Consider the following 24,490-nt stretch of genomic DNA (forward strand, 5'->3'; position numbering starts at 1 on the left):
AATCGCTAAATTGTTATTGTTATATTTATGGCAGCTAATAGATTAATAATATAATTCGTCTGTTTTTAAATTTAGAAATCTTGAAGTGGCAAAGAATGTACTTAGCCAGGTTATAAAAATACCCATTAAAAATACCCCCAAAAATAAAGCTATTAATAACGTTGAGTCTCTAAGTAATTCCAACTCCGGGAAACTTTTATTGAGATAAAACAAAACGATTCCCATTCCTATTAACGCAAGTACAGCACCAATAATTCCCAATTTTACGCTTTGCCATATAAATGGTCTGCGAATAAAACTCTTGGTGGCACCTACCATTTGCATAGTTTTAATGATAAAACGCTTGGAATATACAGCCAATCTTATAGAGCTATTAATAAGCAATACCGCTATAAACGTGAAAAGTCCGCTGATTACTAGGATCCAGAAACTTATTTTTTTAACATTGTCATTTAACAAGGCAATTAATGGTTTGTCATAGATCACTTCATCTACAAAATTTTTGGCAGTAATATCTGATGCTATTTTGTCTATTTGTTCAGAATCTACATAATCTGCCTTCATGTGAACATCTATAGAGTTCTGTAATGGGTTGTAACCCAGAAAGTCCATAAAATCTTCACCAATTTCCTTGCTTTGCTCTTCTGCAGCTTGTTCTTTAGAAACAAAAACACTGGTTTTAGTGTATTCTGCCATCGCAAGACTTTTCTTTAATTGCTCAATTTCAACATCTTTTGCATTATCTTTAAGGTAGACGGTTAGGGCTATTTGCTCTTTGAAATGATCGGCTACTTTTTTAGTATTTAATACTAGGAGACCTAATAATCCAAGTAGAAAAAGTACGAGTGAAATACTAATCACAACAGAAAAATAAGAAGAAATCAATCTTCTTTTTTGATACCTTTCAAAAGATGTACTCATAGAGTGGTTACAGATTTTTTGTAAAAATAATAAACTTAATGATTCCCTATCTTTAAAACGTTTAATCTTTCAGATTTATTCTTTAAGGATAAGAATAGAATAAAGGTTAGATCTAACATTGGCATGATGATAATATATATTCCAAATCTTAAGCTTTTAATAGGCATAAAGTGGCATAAATTTCTAATTAATCTTTAATAAGATGAATATATTAATATACGGTACCGGTGGCGTAGGTGGTTATTTTGGGGGAAGAATTGCAGATGCCGGATATAAAGTTAGTATGATTGCCAGAGGTGAACACTTAGAAGCAATTCAGCAAAACGGATTGGAAGTAGAGAGCATCAATGGTAATTTTAGAGTTGAACCTTTTCTTGCTACAGACGATCTTAGTAAAGTTCCATCTCCAGATCTAATAATTTTAGGAATTAAATCTTGGCAAATTCCTGAGGCTGCTAAAGCATTAAAGCCTTTTGTTGGAGAAGAAACCATGATCTTACCGTTGCAAAATGGGGCCAATAATGTTGAAAATCTACTAAAAGTATTTCCTAAAAAGAATGTCATAGGAGGGCTTTGTAATATTGTGACTTTCGTAACGGGCCCCGGACAAATAAAACACGCTTCTCGAGATCCGCTGATCACTTTTGGAGAACTTGATAATTCTAAATCGGAGAGAATCCTTCAGCTAAAAGAGATCTTTGATGATTCGAAAATCACCAATATTATTCCCGAAAACATTCAAATAGAGATCTGGCAGAAATTTTTGTTTATTACCACCGTTAGCGGTCTTGGTGGACTCACTCGAGTATCTATAGATGTTATGCGAGAAAGCGAGTATTTATATGGTCTTATGAAAAATACAGCTAAGGAAATTTTGGCTGTTGCAAATGCCAAAGGAATAGCGCTTTCTCAAAAGAATTATGACTGGGCTTTTGAGGTTATTCAGAAACTTCCGGTAGGAACCACGGCTTCTACTCAAAGGGATATTATGAGCGGAAAACCTTCAGAATTGGAAAATTTTAATGGCTATATAGTTAAAGAAGGCAAGCGTTTGGGAATTGCTACACCTGTAAATGAATATGTTTATGAGTGTTTATTGCCCATGGAGAAGAAGGCCAGAGCTCAGTAAAAATCCGTAAGCCTTAAGTATTCTATACGTGTATAAAATCGTAACTTTGTGGCTTATTCCTGAAATTTTAGTTTCAGGATTTATTTTTTCTAGAAAATTATAGCAATGAGTTACCATTTTAACGAGATTGAGGCCAAGTGGCAGAAATATTGGGCAGAGAACCAAACTTTTCAAGCAAAGAACAATAGCGATAAACCTAAATATTATGTGCTGGATATGTTTCCTTATCCATCTGGTGCAGGATTACATGTTGGGCATCCGCTAGGTTATATTGCCAGTGATATCTATGCTAGATTCAAGCGTCATAAAGGTTTTAATGTGTTGCATCCTCAAGGTTATGATAGTTTTGGATTACCTGCAGAGCAGTATGCTATTCAAACCGGTCAACATCCTGCTATAACTACAGAAGAGAATATTGCCAGATATAGAGAACAATTAGATAAAATAGGATTTTCTTTTGATTGGAGCAGAGAAGTGCGCACCAGTAATGCAGAGTATTACAAATGGACGCAATGGATCTTTATTCAGCTTTTTGATTCTTGGTATGATGTTGCTGAAGATAAATCTAGAGCAATTTCAGAATTGGTAGGAATTTTTGCTGCGGAAGGAAACTCTGCGGTAAATGCTGCTTGTGATGATGAAATTGAAGAATTTTCTGCTGCAGATTGGAATGCTTATTCTGAAGAAGAAAAACAACAAATCTTATTAAAATACAGACTTACTTATTTAGCTGAAACCGAGGTGAACTGGTGCCCACAATTGGGAACTGTGTTGGCTAATGACGAAATTGTGAATGGAGTTTCAGAGCGTGGAGGATATCCTGTTGTTCGCAAGAAAATGACACAATGGAGCATGCGTATCTCTGCGTTTGCTGAAAGATTATTGCAAGGTCTGGAAAACATAGATTGGAGCGAAAGCTTAAAAGAAAGTCAGCGTAACTGGATCGGGAAATCTGTGGGTGCTTTGGTGAAATTCAAGGAACAAAATACCGGAATAGATATTTCAGTTTTCACCACAAGACCAGATACTATTTACGGAGTAACTTTTATGACCCTTGCGCCGGAACATGAATTGGTAGAAAAGATAACCACCGCAAAGCAAAAAGAAGAAGTTGAAGCCTATATAAAAGCATCAGCAAGAAGAAGTGAGCGTGAGCGTATGGCAGATGTAAAGACTATATCAGGAGTTTTTACAGGTGCTTATGCAGAACATCCTCTAACTAAAGAGCCAATTCCTATCTGGATTGGAGATTATGTACTTGCAGGCTATGGAACCGGAGCTGTAATGGCGGTGCCATGTGGAGATCAACGTGATTATGATTTTGCGAAGCATTTTGAGCTTCCTATCAAGAATATTTTTGAAAATGTAGATATTTCTGAAGAAGCTTTTTCAGGAAAAGAAGGAACTGTTATTGCAAATTCAGATTTTCTTAGCGGACTTTCTTATAAAGAAGCTTTAAACAAAGCCATTCTGGAATTAGAAAAATTAGGCAGAGGTAAAGGAAAGACCAATTATAGATTGAGAGATGCGGTTTTCTCTCGCCAAAGATATTGGGGAGAACCATTTCCTGTGTACTACGTAAACGGACTTCCGCAAATGATCGAAAAAGAACATTTGCCATTAAGATTGCCTGAAGTTGAGAAATATTTACCAACCGAAACAGGAGAACCTCCTCTAGGAAACTCTTCTGAATGGGCTTGGGATACAAAGAATAATAAAGTGGTTTCTAATGAGATGCTGAAACAAGTTCAGCATGACGAAGCTAATAAAAATGTCACCCCGAGCGAAGTCGAGGGGTCTTTAGACAATGGAATATATCCTTTGGAGCTAAATACCATGCCTGGATGGGCAGGAAGTTCTTGGTATTTCTTTAGATATATGGATGCTCAAAATGAAGATAGATTTACTTCAGAAGAAGCTCAGAACTACTGGGAAAATGTAGACCTATATATTGGTGGTAGCGAGCATGCTACTGGTCACTTGTTATATTCAAGATTTTGGACCAAGTTCTTATATGACCGTAAAATGGTAACTGTAGAAGAACCTTTCAAAAAATTGATCAACCAAGGGATGATCTTGGGAACCAGTGCTTTTGTGTACAGAATAGAAGGAGAGAACAAATTTGTTTCTAAGAATTTTATCGAAGGTAAAAATGTACAGCCAATTCATGCAGATGTTTCTTTTGTAAATGCTTCTGAAGAATTAGATGTTGAAGCTTTCAAAAAATGGAGGCCAGAGTTTGGAAATGCTGAGTTTGTAACTGAAGATGGAAAGTATATTGTAGGTAGAGAGGTAGAGAAAATGTCTAAATCTAAGTACAATGTGGTAAATCCAGATGAGATCTGTCAGCAATATGGCGCAGATACTTTAAGGATGTACGAAATGTTCTTAGGGCCTTTAGAACAGGCAAAACCTTGGAATACTGCTGGAATCACAGGAGTGCATAGTTTCTTGAAAAAATTCTGGAAATTATATTTCAACGGAGAAACATTTGAAGTTTCAGACGCGAAGCCTTCAGCAGATTCTTTAAAAACACTTCATAAGACCATCAAAAAAGTAACCGAAGATATCGCAGCTTTCAGCTTTAATACTTCAGTTTCAACCTTTATGATCTGTGTAAATGAACTTTCAGCGCAAAAATGCAATCAGAGAGAGATCTTAAAACCTTTAGCTATTCTTTTAGCGCCTTACGCTCCGCATATTGCTGAAGAGTTATGGCAAAAATTAGGTCATTCTGAATCTATTTCAACAGCTGAATATCCTGTGTTTGAAGAGAAGTATTTAATAGAAAGCACCAAAGAATATCCAGTTTCCTTTAACGGGAAAATGAGATTTACGTTGGAATTGCCTTTAGATATGGGCAAAGATGAAATAGAAAAAACGGTGATGGCAGATGAAAGAACCCAAAAACAATTGGAAGGAAGAACTCCTAAAAAGGTGATCGTTGTTCCCGGAAAGATCGTAAATATTGTAGGCTAAGCACTCGAACTGTTTTTGATTATATTTGAAGTATGGAATATCTTTTTATAGGACTTGCCGCCGGTGCCATTGTTGCTTATTTCATTTTTGCCAGATTCAGCAATCATAATAAGAAGCAGAAGGCAGATGAGCAATCGGTGATCTTGATGGATAAGATCAAGAGCGTTTGTAAATTCATCACCGTAGAAGGCGATTTCTCTGAGATCTATCATTATGAAAATCTGAAAGAGAAATATGTGAGTCTTATCTTCGGAAAGAAAAAAGCCATTGTTCTTATTACTGCAAAAGCTCATATAGGTTTTGATCTTAGTAAGATCAGGATGGATAGCGATAACGAAGCAAAGAAGATCATACTTACCAATTTTCCGCAGCCGGAATTATTAACGGTAGAAACAGATTTTAAATATTACGATAAGCGTGAAGGTTGGGCAAATCCTTTTACCACTTCAGATCTTACCGATATAAATAGAGATGCGAAAAAGCATATTGTAGACAAGATCCCTCAAAGCGGACTTTTGGAAAAAGCCAGAAAAGAAGCATTGAGTACCATTCTTCTTATTGAAAAAATAGTAGAAACTATTGGTTGGAAGCTAGATTATACTGCCTTAGAAACTCAAACCGAAGAGCAGCCGAAATTGAAATAAATCAGTTCTATCCTAAATCTCTTTTAAATTAATAACTATGGATATCGATGTTCTAAGAGATTATTGCCTAGCCAAAAAAGGCGTTACAGAAGAACTTCCCTTTGGTCCGGATACCTTAGTTTTTAAAGTGATGGGAAAAATGTTCGCTTTGGTTGGTTTAGATGAGGTGCCTTTACGAGTGAATTTAAAATGCGATCCGGAGAAAGCAATTCAGCTAAGAGAAGAATATCCGGAAATTATTTTACCGGGATACCATATGAATAAACAACACTGGAATACGGTTGTTTTAAATGGAACTATCAATAGCTCAATGATCTTTGAATTGATAGATCACTCTTATACGTTAGTTGTTTCCAGCCTTACCAAAAAATTACAACAAGAACTTAACAGCCTATAATCAACAGTAAATTTCTGTATGACAACATTAGAATTTTATACGCAAGAAAAAAATAAACAGGAAGATCTATTAAAAACTGCCAATAAAAAGCTGAGTCTTTCCAGCTTGCTTAGGTTGGCTGTTTTTCTAATTACTGCTTTTGGCATCTATTACTTTTTCGGCGATTTTAAGGTGATTGCTTTTATATTTCTTGTAGGTATCGCCATTTTTCTATTTTTAGTATCTCGGCATTCTGATATGCAATATCAGAGAGATAAGATCAAACAATTGGTAGAGATCAATGCTCAGGAAATAAGAGTGCTTCAAAGGAATTATTCAGATCTGCCAACTGGTAAAGAATATGAAAATCCGTTACATCCTTTTAGTCACGATATTGATCTTTTTGGGAAAGGTTCTTTTTTTCAATATATAAACAGAGCAGCACTAAGAGAAGGAGAGATCAAACTTGCGGGAATTTTAACTGAAAATTCAATTGATGGAATTGTTAAGAAACAAGAAGCCATTAAGGAGTTGGCAGATAAAGTGCTGTGGAGACAAGAATTCACGGCGGTAGCCAATCTTGTGAAAACTGAAACTCCTTCAAACACAGTGCTTGAATGGTTCCGTAGTTATAAAAGTTTTGTTCCGAAATACATTCCGTGGGTTGCGGCCGGGTTTTCTATTATTTCGCTGCTTCTTTGTATTGGTTATTTTGCAGATTACGTTACCGGACTGCAATTTTTTCTTTGGTTTTTGGCAGGATTGCTTTATTCCGGGTTCTATTTAAGAAATGTGAACCTACTATCTATGAGTGTAGATAAAGTGCAGGATACTTTTCATCAATATCACCAATTATTGGGAATGATGGAGAATACCGAATTTTCTTCTGGGATTTTAAAAAAGCAACAACAGGAAATACATTCTGAAACTAAAAAAGCATCTGCCATTTTTAAAGAATTTTCTAAAGCGATAGATTCTTTAGACCAGAGAAGCAATTTTTTGATCGGAGTTTTGCTAAACGGATTTTTATTGTGGGATCTTCAACAATCTTATAAACTCGAAAAATGGATCAGGAACTATCATCAAAATGTGAAAAGTTGGTTTGAGGTAATTGAAAAGATGGATGCTTATAACAGTCTCGGGAATTTTGCTTTTAATCACCCGCAATTTGTGTTTCCAAATATCAATTCAGATGAGCATATCATAAAAGCTACTAGTCTTGCGCATCCATTATTGAATCCTGAAAAGCGTATCGCAAATAATTTCAGTATAGAAAATGAACAATTTTTTATAATTACCGGAGCGAACATGGCGGGAAAAAGTACTTTTTTAAGAACGGTTTCTTTGCAAATTGTCATGGCAAATATTGGATTGCCGGTTTGTGCTACCAGTTGCGATTATTCTCCTATAAAACTCATTACGAGCATGCGCACCACAGATTCGTTAAGCGATGATGAATCTTATTTCTTTTCAGAATTAAAACGACTTCAGTTTATTGTAAATGAAATTAAAACCGATAAATATTTTATCATATTAGATGAAATTTTGAAAGGTACCAATAGTACCGATAAAGCGATTGGTTCCAGAAAATTCATTCAAAAGTTAGTTGGTTCACATTCTACAGGAATTATTGCTACGCACGATCTTAGTTTATGTGAAGTGGCTACAGAATTACCTCAAGTGGAAAACCATTATTTTGATGCAGAGATAATCAATGATGAATTGCATTTTGACTATAAATTTAAGGATGGAATTTGCCAGAATATGAATGCTTCCTTTCTTTTGAAAAAGATGAAGATCGTAGACTAAGCCACCAAGAGGCTTTTTACATATTTTACTAAGCTTGTTAAAGCATCTCGACTCCGCTCGATGTGACAACGAAAACTTAATCACGTATTCCTTAATGAAGAAGTTCTTTCAATACCACAAAATGACCTTGCTAATGGCAGTCGCGGTGGTATTGTTCTATTTCTCTTTTGCATACGATCTAGATCGCGCAGATTTTATTAAACTTTTTGGACTTTACACGGGAGCTTTCTTTTTAACCTGGAAGATCGTCAAGATCGAGAAGAGCCAATTCTGGTTACTCGCAACGCTGGCATTAGTTTTTAGGTTGATTTTTCTCTTTGCTATTCCCAATCTCTCACAAGATTTTTATCGATTTATATGGGATGGCAGAATGATCGCCGCGGGATGGAATCCATATTTATATTTACCTGAAAATTTAATAGCTTCGGGAACAGCTCCTATCGCTCAGGCTCCTGAGTTATATAAAGGAATGGGAGCTTTGAATGCGAGTCATTACACCAATTATCCACCGCTAAATCAGATCATATTTGCATTAGCTGGGATACTTTCAGGAAAGAGTATTTTAGGTGCTGTAGTAGTGCTAAGATCGGTGATCATTTTAGCAGATCTTGGAACTTTATATTTTGGAAGAAAATTGCTAAAGAAATTAAAGTTACCGGAATATCAGATCTTTTGGTTTATACTCAATCCGTTTATTATTATAGAACTTACCGGAAACCTTCATTTTGAAGGGGTGATGATATTTTTACTCATACTTTCGCTTTACTATTTAGTTATAAAAAAATGGATCTTAAGTGCTGTTTTTATCGCGCTTTCCATTTCTCTTAAACTTTTACCGTTGATCTTTTTACCCTTGTTATTTAGATTTTTCAGCAAGAAAAATAATGCTTACAATCTAAATTTTGGAAAGTTGATCTTGTATTATCTTATAGTAGGAGCTGTGGTTATTTTAAGCTTTCTTCCTTTCCTTTCTTCAGAATTGATCTCGAACTTTATGGATAGTATTGGCTTATGGTTTCAAAAATTTGAATTCAATGCCAGTATTTATTATGTGGTGAGGTGGGTTGGCTTTCAAGTTAAAGGCTACAATATTATCGCTACTGCAGGAAAGGTGCTGCCTGTACTTGTTATTCTTATTATTGGAGCATTGGCTTTGTTCAGAAAAAACAATTCCTTAAAGAAGCTTATTGTGAGTATGTTGTTAACGGTAAGTGTTTATTTCTTTCTTTCTACAACCATTCACCCTTGGTATGTAGCAATGCCCTTAATACTTTCTGTATTTACCAGATATAAATTTGCCCTGATCTGGTCTTTTATAGTGATTCTCAGTTATACCGCTTACATACATGAAATTTATCACGAAAATTTATGGCTTGTAGCACTAGAATATATAGTGGTAATAGGAATGTTTATGTATGAAGTGTTTTGGCTTAAATTAGAATCTCCATCAAGACTCTTTGCCTTTGGCGATAATGATGAGGTTTCTGATGTAAATGATAGCGCCAAAGAAATGAGCCGATAATAGGACCGGATCTTTTCTGAAGATTGCATAGGTAAAAATAATTGCAGACCCAGTTAAACTGATGATCCAAAAAGTTTTTGGCAATGTGGACTCCTGATTTTTTTCTGAATAATACCACTGATAAATAAACCTACCGGTATAAATTATTTGGCCTATTATACCCATTAAAACTATCCATAAAGCTAGATTTTCTCCGTGGAATAATTTGCTCCAATCTAGGGTAGCAAAAAATACCATATATAGCGTGATAAGGATAGGAGAAACAATAACTGCTACTTTAAGGAATATGTTTGAATCTTTCCAATGTCCTTTTAACTGAAGGTTTCTAAAGTAAACAGCATATATTAACGCTTGACCGATCATAATGGCAATATCATCTCTCAAATATCCGTAGATGAAGAAAAAGATTGCTCCAAGAAGGCTCAATTTCCAAAAAATAGTAGGTGTTTTTACCTCTTTTGCTTTTTCAGATCTTAGCCATTGAATGATCAATCTTGAAGAAAACATAAGTTGTGCAAGAAAACCAATTCCGTAAACCAACCAGTCTTTCATAATTTTTATGGATGTAAAAAGGTAAATATCTTAATCTAACTCATAAATAAAGGCTGCTCAATTATATATTATGAGCAGCCTTTAAAAATGTTTGTATTTTAAATTGGATTACATATCCAATAAGTAAGCGAATATTAATGGAGCTACAATTGTAGCATCACTTTCAATTATAAACTTAGGTGTATTGATGTCTAATTTACCCCAAGTGATCTTTTCATTTGGAACAGCTCCAGAGTAAGATCCGTAACTTGTGGTAGAATCTGAGATCTGGCAGAAATAGTTCCAAAAAGGAGTATCTGTTCTTTCCATATCTTGATACAACATTGGCACTACACAAATTGGGAAATCTCCTGCGATACCTCCACCAATTTGGAAGAATCCAATTCCTTCTTTAGAATTTTCAGTATACCAATCTGCAAGAAAAGTCATATACTCAATTCCAGATTTCATAGTGCTAGCTTTCAATTCACCTTTAAGAACATAAGAAGCAAAAATGTTACCCATTGTGCTGTCTTCCCATCCCGGTACTACAATTGGTAAGTTCTTTTCGGCTGCAGCATACATCCAAGAATCTTTAAGATCTATTTCGTAATACTCTTCTAATACTCCAGAAAGCAATAATTTATACATGTATTCATGCGGGAAATAACGTTCTCCGGCAGCTTCAGCATCTTTCCAGATCTTAACAATGTGCTCTTGAATTCTTCTAAAAGCTTCTTCTTCAGGAATACAAGTATCTGTAACTCTGTTTAGTCCTTTTTCTAAAAGATCCCACTCATCTTGAGGAGTTAAATCTCTGTAATTTGGCACTCTTTTGTAGTGAGAATGCGCTACTAAATTCATTACATCTTCTTCCAAGTTGGCACCTGTACAAGAAATTATTTGCAATTTATCCTTACGGATCATTTCAGCAAATATTTTTCCTATTTCGGCAGTACTCATTGCTCCTGCAAGAGAAACCAACATTTTAGAACCTTGAGCAAGTTGTTTTTCGTATGCTTCAGCAGCATCTACAAGCGCTGCAGAATTAAAGTGTAAATAATATTTTTTAATAAATTGGGAAATCGCTCCTTTACTCATCTTCGTCTTCGTCTGGGTTATGGTTTTGATATTTGAACTTATAGCACAACATTTTATAATATAATTTGGCTGCAAGAAAATCTGAAGATTTATCTTTTTCATTAGGACAGAGTTCTACAATGTCAAACCCTACAACGTTCTTTTTCTTGAACATCATTTTCAAGAATTCTAAGGTTTCATACCAAAAAAGTCCTCCCGGTTCTGGAGTTCCTGTAGATGGTAAAATAGAAGGGTCAAAAGCATCAAGATCTATCGTGATGAAAACATTAGGAGTCATCTGCCCAATAGCATCGTCCATCCAATCTTCATAAAGATCATGTGCAAAATAAACCTGATTTTCATCCATGTGGTCCATTTCTGAAATATCCATAGATCTAATTCCTACCTGCAAAAGGTTGGTAGTTTTACTTGCTTCGTGAAGGGCACATGCGTGATTGCATTTGCTTCCTTCATATTCTGGTCTTAAATCTGCATGAGCATCTAATTGTACTACAGTAAGATCTGGAAAAGCATCGTTAAACGCGCGAATTGTTCCAATACTTACAGAATGTTCACCTCCAAAAATGGTAACAAATTTTTCCTGGTCTATGTAATTCTTGGTAATCTTTTGAACAGCTTCTACCATTTTCTCTGGAGATGCGTTCTCTGTTACCGGTGGAGCCAAGTAAATACCTTTTTTGTAAACTTCTGTGCGGGTTTCGATGTCGAAAAGTTCCATGTTCTCAGATGCATGTAAAAATGCTTCAGGACCTTTGTCTGCCCCTTTTTGCCAAGAACTTGTTCCATCATAGGGAACGGGAATCAATACCACTTTAGCCTCATCTATTCTGGCATATTTGTCTGGTATCCCGGCGTAATTCTTTTTGCTCATTGCTTGATTTTAAAAGATTTAAGTTTCAATTTTTGCTTAAAGTTATAATTTTTTTTGAGAATTTACTTATTTGTGTCGTATCCCAGAATATTCAATAGCTCATCTGAGGTTTGTTGATTGCTAAAAAGTTCTGTCTTTAGATTTCCATCTTCATCTCTATCTATTAAAATATGCTTTGGAGAAGGGATCAAACAGTGTTGCAATCCACCAAATCCACCAATGCTTTCCTGATAGGCTCCAGTATTAAAAAATCCTATATATAGAGGCTTATCCTTTCTATATTTTGGAAGATAGATAGCATTTGTATTTTGCTCTGAGTTGTAATAATCATCACTATCACAAGTTAATCCTCCTAGTAGTACTCGCTCATACTCATCATTCCAACGGTTGATTGCTAGCATCACAAATTTCTTGCTAATTGCCCATGTATCTGGTAATGTAGTAATGAAAGATGAATTGATCATGTTCCACTTCTCTCTATCATTTTGTTGTTTTTGATAAAGGATCTCATAGATAGCTCCTCCACTTTCACCAACCGTAAAAGAACCAAACTCTGTAAAGATATTTGGAACATCAACCTCTGCTTCTTCACAGGTTAATTTGATCTGATTGATGATCTCCTCTACCATATATTGATAATCATAATCAAAAGCAAGGGAATTCTTAATAGGAAAACCGCCACCAATGTTCAAACTATCTAATGTTGGACATACTTTTTTAAGGTCGATATAAACCTTCAAACATTTATTAAGCTCATTCCAGTAGTAAGATGTGTCTCTAATACCAGTATTGATGAAAAAGTGAAGCATTTTAAGCTCTACTTGCTCATTTTCTTTGATCTTTTTATTAAAGAATGGAACTATATTCTTATATCCAATTCCAAGTCTAGAGGTATAGAATTCAAATTTTGGCTCTTCTTCAGATGCAATTCTAATTCCTATTTTATAAGGGTCATTTATCTTTTCAGATAATAGATCAATTTCTTCATAATTATCTATAATGGGGATACAATTCTTGTGCCCGCTATTCATAAGATCTGCTATGTTAGAAATATACTGATCTCTTTTAAAACCATTACAGATTACATAAGTGTCATCTGTGATCTTCCCTGTTTGTTTCAATTTCTGAACGATATTGATATCAAAAGCAGAAGAAGTTTCAATATGTATGTCATTCTTTAGTGCCTCATTCAAAACATGTTCAAAATGAGAACTTTTTGTGCAGTAGCAATAATTATAATTTCCTTTATAATCGTGCTTTTCTATGGCATTTTTAAACCAAACCTTCGCTCGGTTAATATTTTGAGATATCTTGGGTAAATAGGTGAACTTTAACGGAGCACCGTATTTCTCTACCAATTCCATAAGATCTATATCATGGAACTGCAATTCATTATCTTCCAATTTAAATTCTTCTTGAGGAAAATAGTAGGTCTGGTCTATTAAGTTGCTATATTTAGTATTCAATGCTTTATTTTAAATGAATTAAAGATGAAAATGTAGGGATTTATTTATCCTATCAAAAAAATTGACTGGTAAATAATTGTTAAGATAAGGGTTTGGCAAGAATTCCGAAATGAGCTCGCGAGATTGCCGAAAGCTATTTGCCTTCTTGCGATGTTGCATCTTACAGATGGCAACGGAGTATAAAATCAATTTAATCAACCGATTTTTGGTTATTCTCTAACGTATAGATAAATATTCGTTTTAATGAAATAAGGATAAAAATTTGTACAGTATTAGATCTACACAAATTTTTATCTCTTCAAATTTCATTACAAATGTATTAAAAATGTTATTACTAAAATCTTAAAATTTTAGAGATAACTACAACACTTTCAGATTGATAATTTCTTGCTTGGTAAGTACTCTCCAAGTTCCTCTAGGAAGATCCTTTTTAGTAAGTCCGCCAAAGGTTACACGATCTAATTTCTCCACCTCATAACCAAGGCTCTTAAAGATTCTTTGTACTACGTGAGGTTTTACGCTATTGGTTTCCAGACCAATTTCATTCTTAGGTCTATTATCAATATAACTTATCTCCTGTACTTTAATTTTACCATCTTCAAGCGTAATGCCGTCTTTTATCTTCTGAATATCTTCAAAACTAACAGGCTTTGTAAGTTCTACATGATAGATCTGGCGAATACCATTTTTAGGTTTTCCTAATTGCTTTTCTAAAGCACCATCATTGGTAAACAATAAAAGTCCGCTGGCTTGTCTATCTAATTTTCCTACAGGAACTATTTTTCCTTTTGAAGCATTTGCCACAAGATCCATAACCGTTTTAGAACCTTTCTCTAAACTTCCGGTAGTGAAGAATCCTTTAGGTTTATTCAGTAAGACATATTCTGGCTTTTCTGGATTTAATCTTCTACCGTCAAATTTTACCTCATCTGTTAGCATAACACGATAACCCATTTCGGTTACGGTTTTACCATTTACGGTAACATTTCCTGCAGAAATGTATATATCTGCGTCTCTACGAGAGCAAACTCCAGAATTAGAAATGTATTTATTTAATCTTAAACCTTCCTTTTTTACAGGCTTAGCTGTAGGGGTTTGTTTTTTAACAGGTGCTTTATCTTTGGAAACGGGCTTGTTCGATCTTCCATCAATCTGCTTACCAACTCTTTTTCCTTTTGAAGATTTCTCGTTTCTGCTCATATCTCAAATTTTTTGCAAAGATACTCGATTATTCTCAGTCTGTTAAGCTTAATTCTTAAAGATTTCAATGCTTAAAAAACACGATTGAGTACTTCGGCGTGATCTATTAATAAAATACTGAAAACTCCGGCAACAATTATTAGCTTCAAAATATTATGCAACAGTAAATATTGCCATTTAGCCGAGCTAAAATATAAGAATAACAAGAAGAATATCAGTAACACAAAAGATGTGTAGAAATAGTAATCCATATATCCTGTATCAAATTTTGTAGTGAGAAGAAGAATTGGTACTACTGCTAATATGGTTAGCACAGAAAGGAAAAACTTGCTCCATTTCTCTCCATACACCACTGGGATAGTTTTGTAATTCAAAATAAGATCGCCTTTTAAATTTTCCAGATCTTTCACTAATTCTCGCATAACGATCATGATATAGAGAAAAGTAGCATGAATGAATATAACTGTCTCAAAATTCTTATAATAAAGAAATATGACGAAAAAAGGAATGATAGCTAAAATACTTGCCATTAGGTTTCCTAAGAAAAGGATCTTTTTTACCCTGTAGGAGTAAACCCATATCAAGAATATGTAGATAGAAAAGAATACTACCGTTCTAAAAGATACGTAGCTGGCAAAAAATATGGAAGCGAAATTCAGAATAAAGTAAACAGACAATTTGGTGCGCTGACTTATAAACCTATCTAACATTGTTTTTTTTGGCCTATTAATAAGGTCTTTTTCACTATCATAAAAGTTATTTATAATATAACCAGATGCTATAATAGTTGCAGAAGATAGAATTAGGAAGAAAAGATTAGCGTCAAAAAACACTTTTCTTAAAGGTAATTCTGGAGCTAATATAAAGGCTGAGGTTAGGTATTGTGCCAGAACCAATATTAAAATATTGTATCCTCTCACTACCGAAAACAAACTCAGCAACTTAAGCAATAATCGTTTGTTCTTAGCTGCCGCCATGAAATTTAGAGAATTCTAAAAATTGTAAACTATTTCTAGATTGTAGTCTTTTAGAGCTTTTTTTGCTTTGTCTATATCTTCAGTAAAGCCTAAAATATATCCACCTCCACCAGAACCACAAAGTTTTAGGTAATAGTCATTGGTTTCAATACCATTTTGCCAAAGTTTATGAAATTTAGCAGGAATCATAGGTTTGAAATTGTCTAGAACAACATGAGAAAGCTTTTTGATGTTTCCAAAAAGAGATTTTACATCTCCTTGCAAAAAGTCATCTACACAGGCATCAGTATGTTTTACAAACTGATCTTTCAGCATTTTTCTAAAAGGTTCCTGTTTCATGTTCTCCATAAAAATATTTACCATTGGTGCAGTTTCACCAATAGTACCAGAATCTAATAAGAAAACGGCACCTTTCCCATTTTCAGTTTGAGAAGGAATTCCTGCAGGCTCTATATTATCTTTAGAGTTAATTAATATAGGGATGCTTAAGTAACTATTTAATGGGTCTAATCCTGAAGATTTTCCGTGGAAAAAAGATTCCATAGCTCCAAAAATGCTCTTCAATTTTAACAGCTTATCTCTAGTTAAATTTTCTAGAACCGTGATTTTATCTGTAGCGTATTCATCATAGATTGCAGCTACAAGAGCTCCACTACTTCCAACTCCATATCCTTGCGGTATACTAGAGTCAAAATACATTCCCTTTTGAATGTCCTCATTCAAAGTTTTCATATCAAAATGAACCAATTCTGGATCAGTTACTTCCAATTCAGCTAAATAATCTGCAAATCTTTTCAGACTTTCATTAGATTTAATAGCCACTTCTGAAGGATTTTCATCAACTTTCAAGGCTCCATTGTAGAAGTTATAAGGAATAGATAATCCCTTAGAATCCTTGATAATTCCGTATTCTCCGAAAAGTAAGATCTTAGAGTAGAATAATGGTCCTTTCATAAGTGTATAGATTAATCTGTATTTATTGGAATTCCAATATGCTAGATTGTGGGCAAATATAACCAAATAAATCTACAACTTTTTTGCGCCGTTTCCAATCTGGTCGCAAATATACTGTCCATTTTCGCAATATGCAACTAGCTCATTCTTAATGAATTCTAAAATTTCAACTTTATTTTTCTTTGGGTAGAGTACATGAACATTAGCGCCGGCATCTAGCGTAAAGCAAACTGGTAAGGCTGTTGCTTCTCTAAATTCCCATATCTTATTAATGATCTCCATCGTATTAGGCTTCATCAAGATAAAATAAGGATTGCTGCTCATCATCATAGCGTGTAATGTAAGAGCTTCACTCTCCACTAAATTCATAAAAGCATTTAGGTCTCCGGTAGCAAATATTGGTTTCAAATTATGTAGGTTATCATGAGCTTGTTGAAACCTGGCTTCTGCAAAAGGATGGCCGTGCATTAAATTATGGCCCACGGTACTGCTTACTTGTTTTTGCCCTTTATCTACTAATAAGATAGTATCCTGAAACTTTTGAAAAACTGCATCAACTTTATAAGGGTATTTAATTGCGTAGAGGTCTGAGCTATCGCTTAGATCTGCATGCTTTCCCCATTCTATTAAAGAGCCTTCAATACTTCTACATGCACTTCCAGAACCTAATCTTGCTAAAAAAGAAGCTTTTTTATTAAAGTATTCGTTTGTAATTTCAGGATTTAACTCTTTTTCTAAACTCATTAAACATAATGCTAAGGCACTCATTCCGCTGGCGGAAGATGCAATACCACTGCTGTGCGGAAAAGAATTTTCACTGCTAATCTCTAAGTGATATTCTCTAAGGTATGGGCAATAGTTCTCTATTCTTTTGAAGAAGGTAGATATCTTGGGTTTGAAATCCTCCTTTTTCTTACCTTCAAAATAGAATTCAAAATCAATGTCTTCATCTTTAGCTGCAGGAGATTCTCTCTTATGAAACTTTAAGGTAGTTGTGGTTTTGCAATGGTCTAGCGTAAAGCTAACAGAAGGATTTGCAGGAACCTGATTCTCCTTTTTTCCCCAATATTTTACCAATGCAATATTGCTTGGAGATTGCCAAGTTACACTACCGTTTTCAACAGTTTTAGAATTAGTTCTAGATAAGAAATCATTTTCAGTCATGCTTCAGAAAAATTTACGCAAATATACTTTTTTAGTTCACACTATTTAGAGCTCATGCCCTGTGCCGCCAAATACCCGCCTGTCCATGCATTTTGAAAATTGAAGCCTCCTGTAATAGCATCAATATTTAATACCTCTCCAGCAAAATATAGATTCTTAAGCAATTTGCTCTCAAAGGTCTTAAAATTCACTTCTTTCAGATTAACGCCACCTGCAGTAACAAACTCCTCCTTAAAAGTACTTTTTCCATCTACCTTAAATACAGCTTCTGTAAGTTGTAAGCTTAGGGCTTGTAATTGAGTTTTATTCAGATCTGCCCATATCGTATCTTCAGCAATAGTAGCTGCTTTAACAAGTTGTTGCCATAATCTTTTAGGAAGCTCGAATTGCGCGTATTTTGATATTTGCTGTTTAGAATGTTCGATCTTCAACTCTTTTAGTTCTTCTAGAATAGATTCAGAAGTATGACCGGGTAACCAATTCACTTGGATGTTAAACTTATAGTCAACATCATGTAATTTTCTAGCTCCCCACGCCGAAAGTTTTAAAATTCCTGGTCCGCTAAGGCCCCAATGAGTAATTAGGGTTGGTCCTTCACTTTCTAATTTTTGTCCGATTATTTTAATTTCGGTGTAGGTAGAAACTCCCGGAAGATCTTTTATTCTCGAATCTTTTATGTTGAAAGTGAATAAGGACGGAACTGCATTTTCTATGGAATGTCCTAGTTTTTCAAGTAATTTCCACACTTTAGGATTGCTTCCGGTAGCTAGTAAGATCTTTTCAGCAGAAAATTGATCTTTATTAGTGCTGATGTTCCAATTGGCATCTACCTGTTCTATATTTTGTACAGATTGATTTTTTAAAGTATCTATCTTTAATTTCTCGGTAGCTTGAAGAAAACAATTAATAATACTTTCTGAAGAATCTGAAACCGGAAACATTCTGCCATCATCTTCAATTTTAAGCTCAATTCCATGTTGCTCAAACCAGGAGATAGTATCACTGGTCATAAAACTATGAAAAGGGCCTCTAAGTTCTTTTTCACCTCTTGGATAATTTTTAACCAGATCTTGAGGTATAAATTCTGCATGGGTAACATTGCAACGTCCGCCACCAGAAATTCTAACTTTAGTAAGAACATCTTTTCCTCTTTCTAGTATAAGGATCTTCGCATGAGAATCCATTTCTGCAGCATTTATAGCAGTAAAAAATCCTGCCGCACCACCTCCAATTATTATTATATCGTAATGTTTCATAAATAACTTTTCAGGATCTTAAAGTCTGTCTGGGTAGTCTGAAATTATTCCGTCTACACCAAAATCTATCATTCTTGCAATATCATAAACGTCATTCACTGTCCATACATACACTTTAAAACCTGCATCTTTGGCATTTATAACATTCTTTCTGGTAATAATACCAATAGAAGGATGAATGGCTGCTGCATTTAGCTCTTTTCCTAATGTTATAGCTTGAGACATACTCGCTTTGCTCAATACTCCAATAGGAATATGCTTATCTAGATCTCTAATTTTAAATAGCTCACTTGTTTGAAAGCTGGAAACTATAAAATCTTTATAACTCCAACTACCTTTTTCAATATATTGCTGTATAATTAGGCAAGTAGCTTCGGCGGTATTACTCCCTTTAAGTTCTATGTTTATGCTGCATTTGCCGGTAATTAGATCTAGAACCTCAGTAAGAAGTGGGATCTTATATTTTCCTTCTATGCTAAGTTCTTGCAAGTCTTCCCAGGATTGATTTGCAACTTCACCAGAGCCATTGGTGGTTCTGTCTAAAGTGAAATCGTGAATTACCACCACTTCTCCAGTTTTACATTTATGAACATCAAGCTCTATAGCATCTACTTTAAATTCTAAGGCTTTCGAAATACTTTCCAGAGTGTTTTCAGCCAGATGTGCTTTCGCGCCTCGGTGACCAATTTTTACCAGTGTTTCCATTTTGCAAAGATATTGAAATAGCCGGAATTCTAATTTTTCGAACGTTATTCCGTAATAGCGGTAAACCTTAAGTAATCCTTATAATCTCTTAACATTTTTTTAGATGCAGAGTGGGGTAATTTTATCTTTATAATGTAAACCCTATATTATGTCTAAGCAGAATAAATTTCCAGAGCAGTCTCAATCACAACCGGGAGACCAATATAAAATGTCTCCAGAACCACAAATAATACGAGATAATTATAGAGGTAGCCAAAAGCTTAAAGGGAAAATTGCCTTAATTACCGGAGGCGATAGTGGTATTGGAAGAAGTGTAGCTGTTCATTTTGCAAGAGAAGGTGCAGATGTAGCAATTGTATATAAAGAGGAGGATGAAGACGCATTGGAAACCATGAAAATGGTAGAGCTGGAAGATCAAAAATGTATAATTATCTCTGGAGATCTGAAAGATGCTGAATTTTGCAAATCTGTGATTAAAGATTGTATCTCTCAATTGGGAAAATTAGATATTCTTGTTAATAATGCTGCAGTTCAATTTCCAGAAGAACAGGTTGGAGATATAACTGAAGAACATTTATTTGAAACTTTTGAGACTAATATCTATCCCTATTTTTATATGGTTAAGGCGGCGCTGGAGGAATTAAAAGCAGGGGGTACTATAATTAATACTACATCTGTAACTGCATATAGGGGAAGTGAACACCTTCTTGATTATTCTAGTAGTAAAGGTGCAATTGTAAGTTTTACCAGATCGTTATCTAAAATGTTAGTAGAAAAGGAAATTAGGGTGAATGGTGTTGCGCCGGGACCTATATGGACTCCTTTAATTCCATCTACTTTTGATGAGGTTAAGAATTTTGGTAATGATACCCCAATGGGCAGGGCAGGGCAACCTTCTGAAGTTGCTCCGTCTTATGTTTTCTTGGCATCAGAAGATAGCAGTTATATTACAGGGCAGATCATTCATGTAAATGGAGGTGAAATTATTGGAGGCTAATTAAGTTTATAGCAACTATGATCTGCTTGTTAGCTTTATTTGTAAAGAATTTATTAATTAGAATGATATCTTATTTCTCATTAACTTACTAAAAATCAAAAACAAAATAATATTATGGAAAAATGGTTCGAAGCTTCTTCTACCTCATTAATTGCAATTGTACTTACATCTATAGGTATCTATCTGGCAGTAATTTTATTTACTAGAATAGCAGGAAAGCGAAGCTTTTCTAAGATGTCTAGTTTTGATTTTGCGATGACAGTTGCCATTGGTTCCATATTAGCCAGCACCATCCTTTCAAAGTCTGTGAGCTTATTACAGGGAATTGTGGGATTAGCTGCTGTATACGTGTTGCAAATTTCTGCAGCATTATTTAGACGATATGATTTTATACAGAAGGCTATAGATAATCAACCTTTGCTATTGATGGATGGGCAGAAAATACTTCATGATAACTTAAGAAAGGCTAGAGTTACAGAATCAGACCTTAAAGGGAAATTAAGGGAGGCAAATGTTATTCAACTCTCACAAGTTAAAGCTGTTGTTTTTGAATCTACCGGTGATATTTCTGTTCTACATGCTTCAGAAGATACAGAATTAGAAGATTGGCTTATTGAAGGTGTGGATAGGTAGAAATGTACTTACCTACGCATAAGTTTTCTTTAGATTATATAAATAATTGAATTAGGGAGCTTTCAATATAATTTTCTACCATAAAAGATAGATTATTGCTGTGCTTATTCCGAAAAGAACATGTGCAATTACTAGTTGAATATAATAATCACTCCAAGAGATCTTAGGGGGATTATTATTGATCCAAAACAAGATCTTCCATCCAAATATTCCTATTACTCCTCCTAAAAATCCTAATAACGCTCCAGAAAGAACAGAGGCTTCAACTAATTCTGTAAGCCATGCAGCCTCAATTAGAATTACGAACATCCAACCAATGAGATAATGTAAGATCCAACCGGCAGCGCTTTTTTTAGATAGTTTAAGCCGGTAAAGGTTAGATCTTGAGAGTAGATCATTTAGAAGTTCAGGTTCCCTAAACTCTTTCTTGGTAATATTGGCAAGTACATAACTAAAAGTTGTCATAACTGTTGTTGCGACTATTCCTTCAATAAATATTCTTATGAATTCCATGGGGTGTTAATCTTCATTAAAATTGAACTAATATATTCTTAAACCGAATTTATATTAAAAGACTTGGATTTAAATTTATTTCGAGAAAAAAAACATTAAAATTATGATCACGGCAACAGATAGAAATATTAAATCTAGGATTAATAATTCAAATAATGATAATAAAATTAAAGCTCAGTTCGAAGATTTTGTAGTTGACAAAAATCATCCCTGTGTAATGGCTCAAACTGTTTTTAGCATGGATAAGGTAGATTTTCATGTATATGAGAATTTTGGATCTAAGAATACTGCAAACAAGATATTACAGGATCTTAAACGATATATAGCAAATTATGATTTTGAGTCTAAGGAGTTCTTTACATTTCTTGCAGTTTTTAAAGGAAGGAAAGAGTATTCAGAAAAGCAGTTCGAAGCCTTGTTGTGGTCTCAACTAAATTTGCTTCATGAAGTAGATACAGCTCCTTGGGATAAAGCGGTAAGTAAAGATCCAGAACATAAAGATTTTAGTTTTAGTCTTGGAGGTAAAGCCTTTTACATGGTTGGCTTGCATCCCAACAGTTCTAGAATGGCGAGACAATCTCCATATCCTGCAATAGCATTCAATTTACATTGGCAATTCGAAAAATTGAGAGAGATGGGGACTTATAATGTGGTGAGAGATAAGATTAGAGAAAGGGACATAGCTTTGCAGGGAAATATCAATCCTATATTAGAAGATTTTGGAGAGAACAGTGAGGCGAGACAATACAGTGGTAGAAATGTTGGAAAAGAATGGAAATGTCCGTTTCTTTCAGGGAAAAAATAAAAATGTACCAACCAAAAAAATACAAGAAGCAAGATCCTAATTATCTATTTCAGTTTATAAAAAATCATCCATTTGCAACCCTTGTAATATCAGGTGAAAATTTAATGGCCACCCATATTCCAGTATTATTGAAGGGTAATGCAGAGGAGTTCACTTTGTATTCTCACATTGCAAATCACAATGAGCAATTAGAATATTTAAAAAATGGGGTAGAGGCATTGCTAATATTTCAAGGAGCGCACGCTTATATTTCCTCTTCCTGGTACAAGGAAAAAGATATTAGTACGTGGAATTATTCTGCCGTTCATGTAAATGTTAAAATAAGAATTCAAACCAGAGAAGAATTGGAGAATTCTTTAAAACAATTGGTACATACTTTTGAAAAAAAGCAAGCTTCTCCATTGTTTTATCAAGATATTCCCTCTAAAATGGTGGAAGATCATATTCCACTTATTACGGGGTTTTGGGCAGAACCATTTCAAATTAAAGGGGTAGCTAAATTGCATCAAACATTTCAAAAGGATGATATTGATGCGGTAGTACATCAATTAGAGAAAGGAGATGCTATGAGTAAAGAGTTAAGTAAAGATATAAAAGAAGAAAATGATAGAAGTAATTAAGAGGCAATCTGGAGCTGCTTTCAAATTGAAGAAAGGTCAGAAATTAAAGGTTATAGATCCCGAAGGAGAGCAGGTGAGCGATATGGTACTTTTTAATGCTGAAGATACAAGAGAAAAGATCTCCTCTGGGAAGACCTTAGATTTTGAAGAGAGCATACTAATATCTACAGGTAACTTTTTATGGAGTAATAGAAGTAGAAAGATGATGCAGATATTGGAAGATACCAATGGAAGAAACGATTTCTTATTAGCTCCCTGTAGCCCGGAAACGTTCCAGATCATGTACAAGAATCCTGAATATCATCCAAGTTGCTTTGAGAATCTATATACCAATCTCAGAAAGTTTAATATTGAACCTGATGATGTTCCTACCGCTTTTAATATTTTTATGAACGTGCAGTTTGATGAAAAGGGAAAGCTTAGCGTAGACCCTCCGTTAAGTAAAGCAGGAGATCATGTGCTTTTTGAAGCTAAAATGGATCTAATTGTTGCATTAACTGCGTGCTCTGCAGAAGATAGTAACAATGGTAGCTTTAAGCCCATACACTATACGATCTTAGACTGAGGTATTTTTCTTTCTGAAGCGCATATTCAACATTTCTATAGCTAATGAGAAGAATACTGAAAAGTAGATATATCCTTTTGGAACATGATAATGCATCCCTTCTACTATAAGCATCACTCCAATTAGAATTAGGAAAGAAAGCGCTAGTATCTGAATGGTAGGGTGATCATTTACAAAATCTCCAACTGCCTTTGCAAAGATCATCATAATAATGATGGAAATCACCACTGCAATTATCATGAGTAAAAGTTGATCTGTAAGCCCTATAGCTGTTAAAATGGAATCAAAAGAAAAGATAATATCTAATAGTACTATTTGGAGAATAGCGTATCCAAAAGAGTTGATCTTTGTTACCTGTTTCTCTTCCTCTACCTTTCCTTCTACCTTGTGATGGATTTCTAGCGTACTCTTAACGAGTAGAAAAATCCCTCCGGCAATGAGGATAATATCTCTCCAGCTAAGTTCAAATTCGTTAAAGGTAAGAACCGGTTGGGTAAGCCCTATGATCCAGGTAATGCTTAAAAGTAATAGAACTCGCATAATTAGGGCAGCAGATAAACCACCAATACGAGCCTTTTTTTGCTGTTCTATGGGAAGTTTTCCTGCTACTAATGAAATAAAGATAATGTTGTCTATGCCTAAAACTATTTCCATAAAAGAAAGAGTTAAAAGTGCGATCCAGGTATCTGCATGTAAGAATATTTCCATCTAAGCGCGAGCGTAATTTTATCCGAAATTACTAAATTTCAGGT

General features: G+C 34.6%; 24 protein-coding genes. 11 read left to right on the forward strand and 13 right to left on the reverse strand.

Annotated elements, in window-relative coordinates:
- Positions 1 to 42 precede the first annotated feature (42 nt).
- Entirely contained in the window at positions 43 to 921 is an 879-nt protein-coding gene (locus BLT84_RS05430; RefSeq protein ID WP_091263419.1) for a cell division protein FtsX, read from the reverse strand.
- A gap of 202 nt (positions 922 to 1,123) precedes the next feature.
- Here BLT84_RS05430 and BLT84_RS05435 point away from each other — a divergent pair, with 202 nt between their 5' ends.
- The 6 genes from BLT84_RS05435 (at position 1,124) to BLT84_RS05460 (ending at position 9,380) form a co-directional block, all read left to right on the forward strand.
- Entirely contained in the window at positions 1,124 to 2,050 is a 927-nt protein-coding gene (locus BLT84_RS05435; protein WP_091263421.1) for a ketopantoate reductase family protein, read from the forward strand.
- 105 nt (positions 2,051 to 2,155) lie between these two features.
- The gene (locus BLT84_RS05440; protein ID WP_091263423.1) at positions 2,156 to 5,029 is read left to right on the forward strand and encodes a leucine--tRNA ligase; all 2,874 of its coding nucleotides are present in this window, start codon (positions 2,156 to 2,158) and stop codon (positions 5,027 to 5,029) included.
- A gap of 32 nt (positions 5,030 to 5,061) precedes the next feature.
- On the forward strand, positions 5,062 to 5,673 hold the full coding sequence (locus BLT84_RS05445; protein ID WP_091263425.1) for a DUF4230 domain-containing protein: 612 nt from the start codon (positions 5,062 to 5,064) through the stop codon (positions 5,671 to 5,673).
- Between the two features lie 37 nt (positions 5,674 to 5,710).
- On the forward strand, positions 5,711 to 6,070 hold the full coding sequence (locus BLT84_RS05450; RefSeq protein ID WP_091263427.1) for an MmcQ/YjbR family DNA-binding protein: 360 nt from the start codon (positions 5,711 to 5,713) through the stop codon (positions 6,068 to 6,070).
- Between the two features lie 18 nt (positions 6,071 to 6,088).
- Positions 6,089 to 7,858 (forward strand): MutS-related protein, encoded by a 1,770-nt coding sequence (locus BLT84_RS05455; protein ID WP_091263429.1) that lies wholly within the window; start codon positions 6,089 to 6,091, stop codon positions 7,856 to 7,858.
- 94 nt (positions 7,859 to 7,952) lie between these two features.
- Complete coding sequence (locus tag BLT84_RS05460; protein ID WP_091263431.1) at positions 7,953 to 9,380, forward strand: mannosyltransferase; 1,428 nt, start codon at positions 7,953 to 7,955, stop codon at positions 9,378 to 9,380.
- On the opposite strand, the gene BLT84_RS05465 is transcribed toward BLT84_RS05460, so the two are convergent.
- The 10 genes from BLT84_RS05465 to BLT84_RS05510 all read right to left on the reverse strand — a co-directional run bounded on the left by BLT84_RS05465 (position 9,306) and on the right by BLT84_RS05510 (position 19,605).
- Positions 9,306 to 9,932 carry a lipid-A-disaccharide synthase N-terminal domain-containing protein gene (locus BLT84_RS05465; protein ID WP_091263433.1) on the reverse strand — a complete coding sequence of 209 codons (627 nt, stop codon included), beginning with the start codon at positions 9,930 to 9,932 and terminating at the stop codon, positions 9,306 to 9,308. The genes BLT84_RS05460 and BLT84_RS05465 overlap by 75 nt on opposite strands.
- A gap of 108 nt (positions 9,933 to 10,040) precedes the next feature.
- Positions 10,041 to 11,012 carry a deoxyhypusine synthase family protein gene (locus BLT84_RS05470; protein WP_034886894.1) on the reverse strand — a complete coding sequence of 324 codons (972 nt, stop codon included), beginning with the start codon at positions 11,010 to 11,012 and terminating at the stop codon, positions 10,041 to 10,043.
- Positions 11,005 to 11,883 (reverse strand): agmatinase, encoded by an 879-nt coding sequence (gene speB, locus BLT84_RS05475; RefSeq protein ID WP_091263435.1) that lies wholly within the window; start codon positions 11,881 to 11,883, stop codon positions 11,005 to 11,007. The genes BLT84_RS05470 and speB overlap by 8 nt, the downstream gene beginning before the upstream one ends.
- Before the next feature lie 62 nt (positions 11,884 to 11,945).
- The gene (locus BLT84_RS05480; RefSeq protein ID WP_034886890.1) at positions 11,946 to 13,349 is read right to left on the reverse strand and encodes an arginine decarboxylase; all 1,404 of its coding nucleotides are present in this window, start codon (positions 13,347 to 13,349) and stop codon (positions 11,946 to 11,948) included.
- Positions 13,350 to 13,709: 360 nt separating this feature from the next.
- A complete protein-coding gene (locus BLT84_RS05485; RefSeq protein WP_034886889.1) occupies positions 13,710 to 14,549 on the reverse strand; it encodes a pseudouridine synthase in 840 nt (279 codons plus the stop codon).
- A 71-nt stretch (positions 14,550 to 14,620) separates the two neighbouring features.
- Positions 14,621 to 15,526 carry a geranylgeranylglycerol-phosphate geranylgeranyltransferase gene (locus BLT84_RS05490; RefSeq protein WP_034886887.1) on the reverse strand — a complete coding sequence of 302 codons (906 nt, stop codon included), beginning with the start codon at positions 15,524 to 15,526 and terminating at the stop codon, positions 14,621 to 14,623.
- A 15-nt stretch (positions 15,527 to 15,541) separates the two neighbouring features.
- Complete coding sequence (locus BLT84_RS05495; RefSeq protein ID WP_034886885.1) at positions 15,542 to 16,480, reverse strand: mevalonate kinase; 939 nt, start codon at positions 16,478 to 16,480, stop codon at positions 15,542 to 15,544.
- Positions 16,481 to 16,552: 72 nt separating this feature from the next.
- Entirely contained in the window at positions 16,553 to 17,644 is a 1,092-nt protein-coding gene (gene mvaD / locus BLT84_RS05500) for a diphosphomevalonate decarboxylase (RefSeq protein ID WP_091263437.1), read from the reverse strand.
- A 41-nt stretch (positions 17,645 to 17,685) separates the two neighbouring features.
- Positions 17,686 to 18,900, reverse strand: a complete 1,215-nt coding sequence (locus tag BLT84_RS05505) for an NAD(P)/FAD-dependent oxidoreductase (protein ID WP_091263441.1) — start codon at positions 18,898 to 18,900, stop codon at positions 17,686 to 17,688.
- 18 nt (positions 18,901 to 18,918) lie between these two features.
- Entirely contained in the window at positions 18,919 to 19,605 is a 687-nt protein-coding gene (locus BLT84_RS05510) for a glycerophosphodiester phosphodiesterase (protein WP_091263443.1), read from the reverse strand.
- A gap of 148 nt (positions 19,606 to 19,753) precedes the next feature.
- On the opposite strand from BLT84_RS05510, the gene BLT84_RS05515 reads away from it, so the two are divergent.
- Together BLT84_RS05515 and BLT84_RS05520 are read left to right on the forward strand one after the other, a co-directional pair.
- Positions 19,754 to 20,602: an SDR family oxidoreductase gene (locus BLT84_RS05515; RefSeq protein ID WP_091263445.1), complete on the forward strand. Its 849-nt coding sequence runs from the start codon at positions 19,754 to 19,756 to the stop codon at positions 20,600 to 20,602.
- A 114-nt stretch (positions 20,603 to 20,716) separates the two neighbouring features.
- Entirely contained in the window at positions 20,717 to 21,235 is a 519-nt protein-coding gene (locus BLT84_RS05520) for a DUF421 domain-containing protein (RefSeq protein WP_034886876.1), read from the forward strand.
- Positions 21,236 to 21,310: 75 nt separating this feature from the next.
- On the opposite strand, the gene BLT84_RS05525 is transcribed toward BLT84_RS05520, so the two are convergent.
- On the reverse strand, positions 21,311 to 21,748 hold the full coding sequence (locus BLT84_RS05525; RefSeq protein WP_091263447.1) for a hypothetical protein: 438 nt from the start codon (positions 21,746 to 21,748) through the stop codon (positions 21,311 to 21,313).
- Positions 21,749 to 21,851: 103 nt separating this feature from the next.
- On the opposite strand from BLT84_RS05525, the gene gntA reads away from it, so the two are divergent.
- From gntA to BLT84_RS05540, 3 genes are read left to right on the forward strand one after another with little or no spacing between them, the layout of a single operon-like run.
- Positions 21,852 to 22,553, forward strand: coding sequence for a guanitoxin biosynthesis heme-dependent pre-guanitoxin N-hydroxylase GntA (gene gntA, locus BLT84_RS05530; RefSeq protein WP_034886874.1), 702 nt, complete (start codon positions 21,852 to 21,854; stop codon positions 22,551 to 22,553).
- A gap of 2 nt (positions 22,554 to 22,555) precedes the next feature.
- Positions 22,556 to 23,173, forward strand: a complete 618-nt coding sequence (locus BLT84_RS05535) for an FMN-binding negative transcriptional regulator (RefSeq protein WP_091263449.1) — start codon at positions 22,556 to 22,558, stop codon at positions 23,171 to 23,173.
- A complete protein-coding gene (locus BLT84_RS05540; protein WP_034886872.1) occupies positions 23,157 to 23,738 on the forward strand; it encodes a DUF1989 domain-containing protein in 582 nt (193 codons plus the stop codon). Before BLT84_RS05535 ends, BLT84_RS05540 begins: the two co-directional genes overlap by 17 nt.
- Here BLT84_RS05540 and BLT84_RS05545 read toward each other — a convergent pair.
- The gene (locus BLT84_RS05545; RefSeq protein WP_034886870.1) at positions 23,730 to 24,446 is read right to left on the reverse strand and encodes a TerC family protein; all 717 of its coding nucleotides are present in this window, start codon (positions 24,444 to 24,446) and stop codon (positions 23,730 to 23,732) included. The two genes, BLT84_RS05540 and BLT84_RS05545, sit on opposite strands and share 9 nt — an antisense overlap.
- Positions 24,447 to 24,490: the final 44 nt, after the last annotated feature.

Origin of the sequence: Gillisia sp. Hel1_33_143 (assembly GCF_900104765.1) — a bacterium.
Classification (GTDB): domain Bacteria; phylum Bacteroidota; class Bacteroidia; order Flavobacteriales; family Flavobacteriaceae; genus Gillisia.

Excerpts from the sequence above, each read along its gene's own strand:
- BLT84_RS05495 (WP_034886885.1), bottom strand. The coding sequence starts at position 16,480 with ATGAAAGGACCATTATTCTACTCTAAGATCTTACTTTTCGGAGAATAC.
- BLT84_RS05540 (WP_034886872.1), top strand. The coding sequence starts at position 23,157 with ATGATAGAAGTAATTAAGAGGCAATCTGGAGCTGCTTTCAAATTGAAG.
- BLT84_RS05525 (WP_091263447.1), bottom strand. The coding sequence starts at position 21,748 with ATGGAATTCATAAGAATATTTATTGAAGGAATAGTCGCAACAACAGTT.
- BLT84_RS05505 (WP_091263441.1), bottom strand. The coding sequence starts at position 18,900 with ATGAAACATTACGATATAATAATAATTGGAGGTGGTGCGGCAGGATTT.
- BLT84_RS05470 (WP_034886894.1), bottom strand. The coding sequence starts at position 11,012 with ATGAGTAAAGGAGCGATTTCCCAATTTATTAAAAAATATTATTTACAC.
- BLT84_RS05455 (WP_091263429.1), top strand. The coding sequence starts at position 6,089 with ATGACAACATTAGAATTTTATACGCAAGAAAAAAATAAACAGGAAGAT.
- BLT84_RS05485 (WP_034886889.1), bottom strand. The coding sequence starts at position 14,549 with ATGAGCAGAAACGAGAAATCTTCAAAAGGAAAAAGAGTTGGTAAGCAG.
- BLT84_RS05430 (WP_091263419.1), bottom strand. The coding sequence starts at position 921 with ATGAGTACATCTTTTGAAAGGTATCAAAAAAGAAGATTGATTTCTTCT.
- BLT84_RS05460 (WP_091263431.1), top strand. The coding sequence starts at position 7,953 with ATGAAGAAGTTCTTTCAATACCACAAAATGACCTTGCTAATGGCAGTC.
- BLT84_RS05510 (WP_091263443.1), bottom strand. The coding sequence starts at position 19,605 with ATGGAAACACTGGTAAAAATTGGTCACCGAGGCGCGAAAGCACATCTG.
- BLT84_RS05535 (WP_091263449.1), top strand. The coding sequence starts at position 22,556 with ATGTACCAACCAAAAAAATACAAGAAGCAAGATCCTAATTATCTATTT.
- mvaD (WP_091263437.1), bottom strand. The coding sequence starts at position 17,644 with ATGACTGAAAATGATTTCTTATCTAGAACTAATTCTAAAACTGTTGAA.
- BLT84_RS05435 (WP_091263421.1), top strand. The coding sequence starts at position 1,124 with ATGAATATATTAATATACGGTACCGGTGGCGTAGGTGGTTATTTTGGG.
- BLT84_RS05445 (WP_091263425.1), top strand. The coding sequence starts at position 5,062 with ATGGAATATCTTTTTATAGGACTTGCCGCCGGTGCCATTGTTGCTTAT.
- BLT84_RS05520 (WP_034886876.1), top strand. The coding sequence starts at position 20,717 with ATGGAAAAATGGTTCGAAGCTTCTTCTACCTCATTAATTGCAATTGTA.
- BLT84_RS05515 (WP_091263445.1), top strand. The coding sequence starts at position 19,754 with ATGTCTAAGCAGAATAAATTTCCAGAGCAGTCTCAATCACAACCGGGA.
- BLT84_RS05545 (WP_034886870.1), bottom strand. The coding sequence starts at position 24,446 with ATGGAAATATTCTTACATGCAGATACCTGGATCGCACTTTTAACTCTT.
- speB (WP_091263435.1), bottom strand. The coding sequence starts at position 11,883 with ATGAGCAAAAAGAATTACGCCGGGATACCAGACAAATATGCCAGAATA.
- BLT84_RS05440 (WP_091263423.1), top strand. The coding sequence starts at position 2,156 with ATGAGTTACCATTTTAACGAGATTGAGGCCAAGTGGCAGAAATATTGG.
- BLT84_RS05450 (WP_091263427.1), top strand. The coding sequence starts at position 5,711 with ATGGATATCGATGTTCTAAGAGATTATTGCCTAGCCAAAAAAGGCGTT.
- BLT84_RS05490 (WP_034886887.1), bottom strand. The coding sequence starts at position 15,526 with ATGGCGGCAGCTAAGAACAAACGATTATTGCTTAAGTTGCTGAGTTTG.
- BLT84_RS05465 (WP_091263433.1), bottom strand. The coding sequence starts at position 9,932 with ATGAAAGACTGGTTGGTTTACGGAATTGGTTTTCTTGCACAACTTATG.
- gntA (WP_034886874.1), top strand. The coding sequence starts at position 21,852 with ATGATCACGGCAACAGATAGAAATATTAAATCTAGGATTAATAATTCA.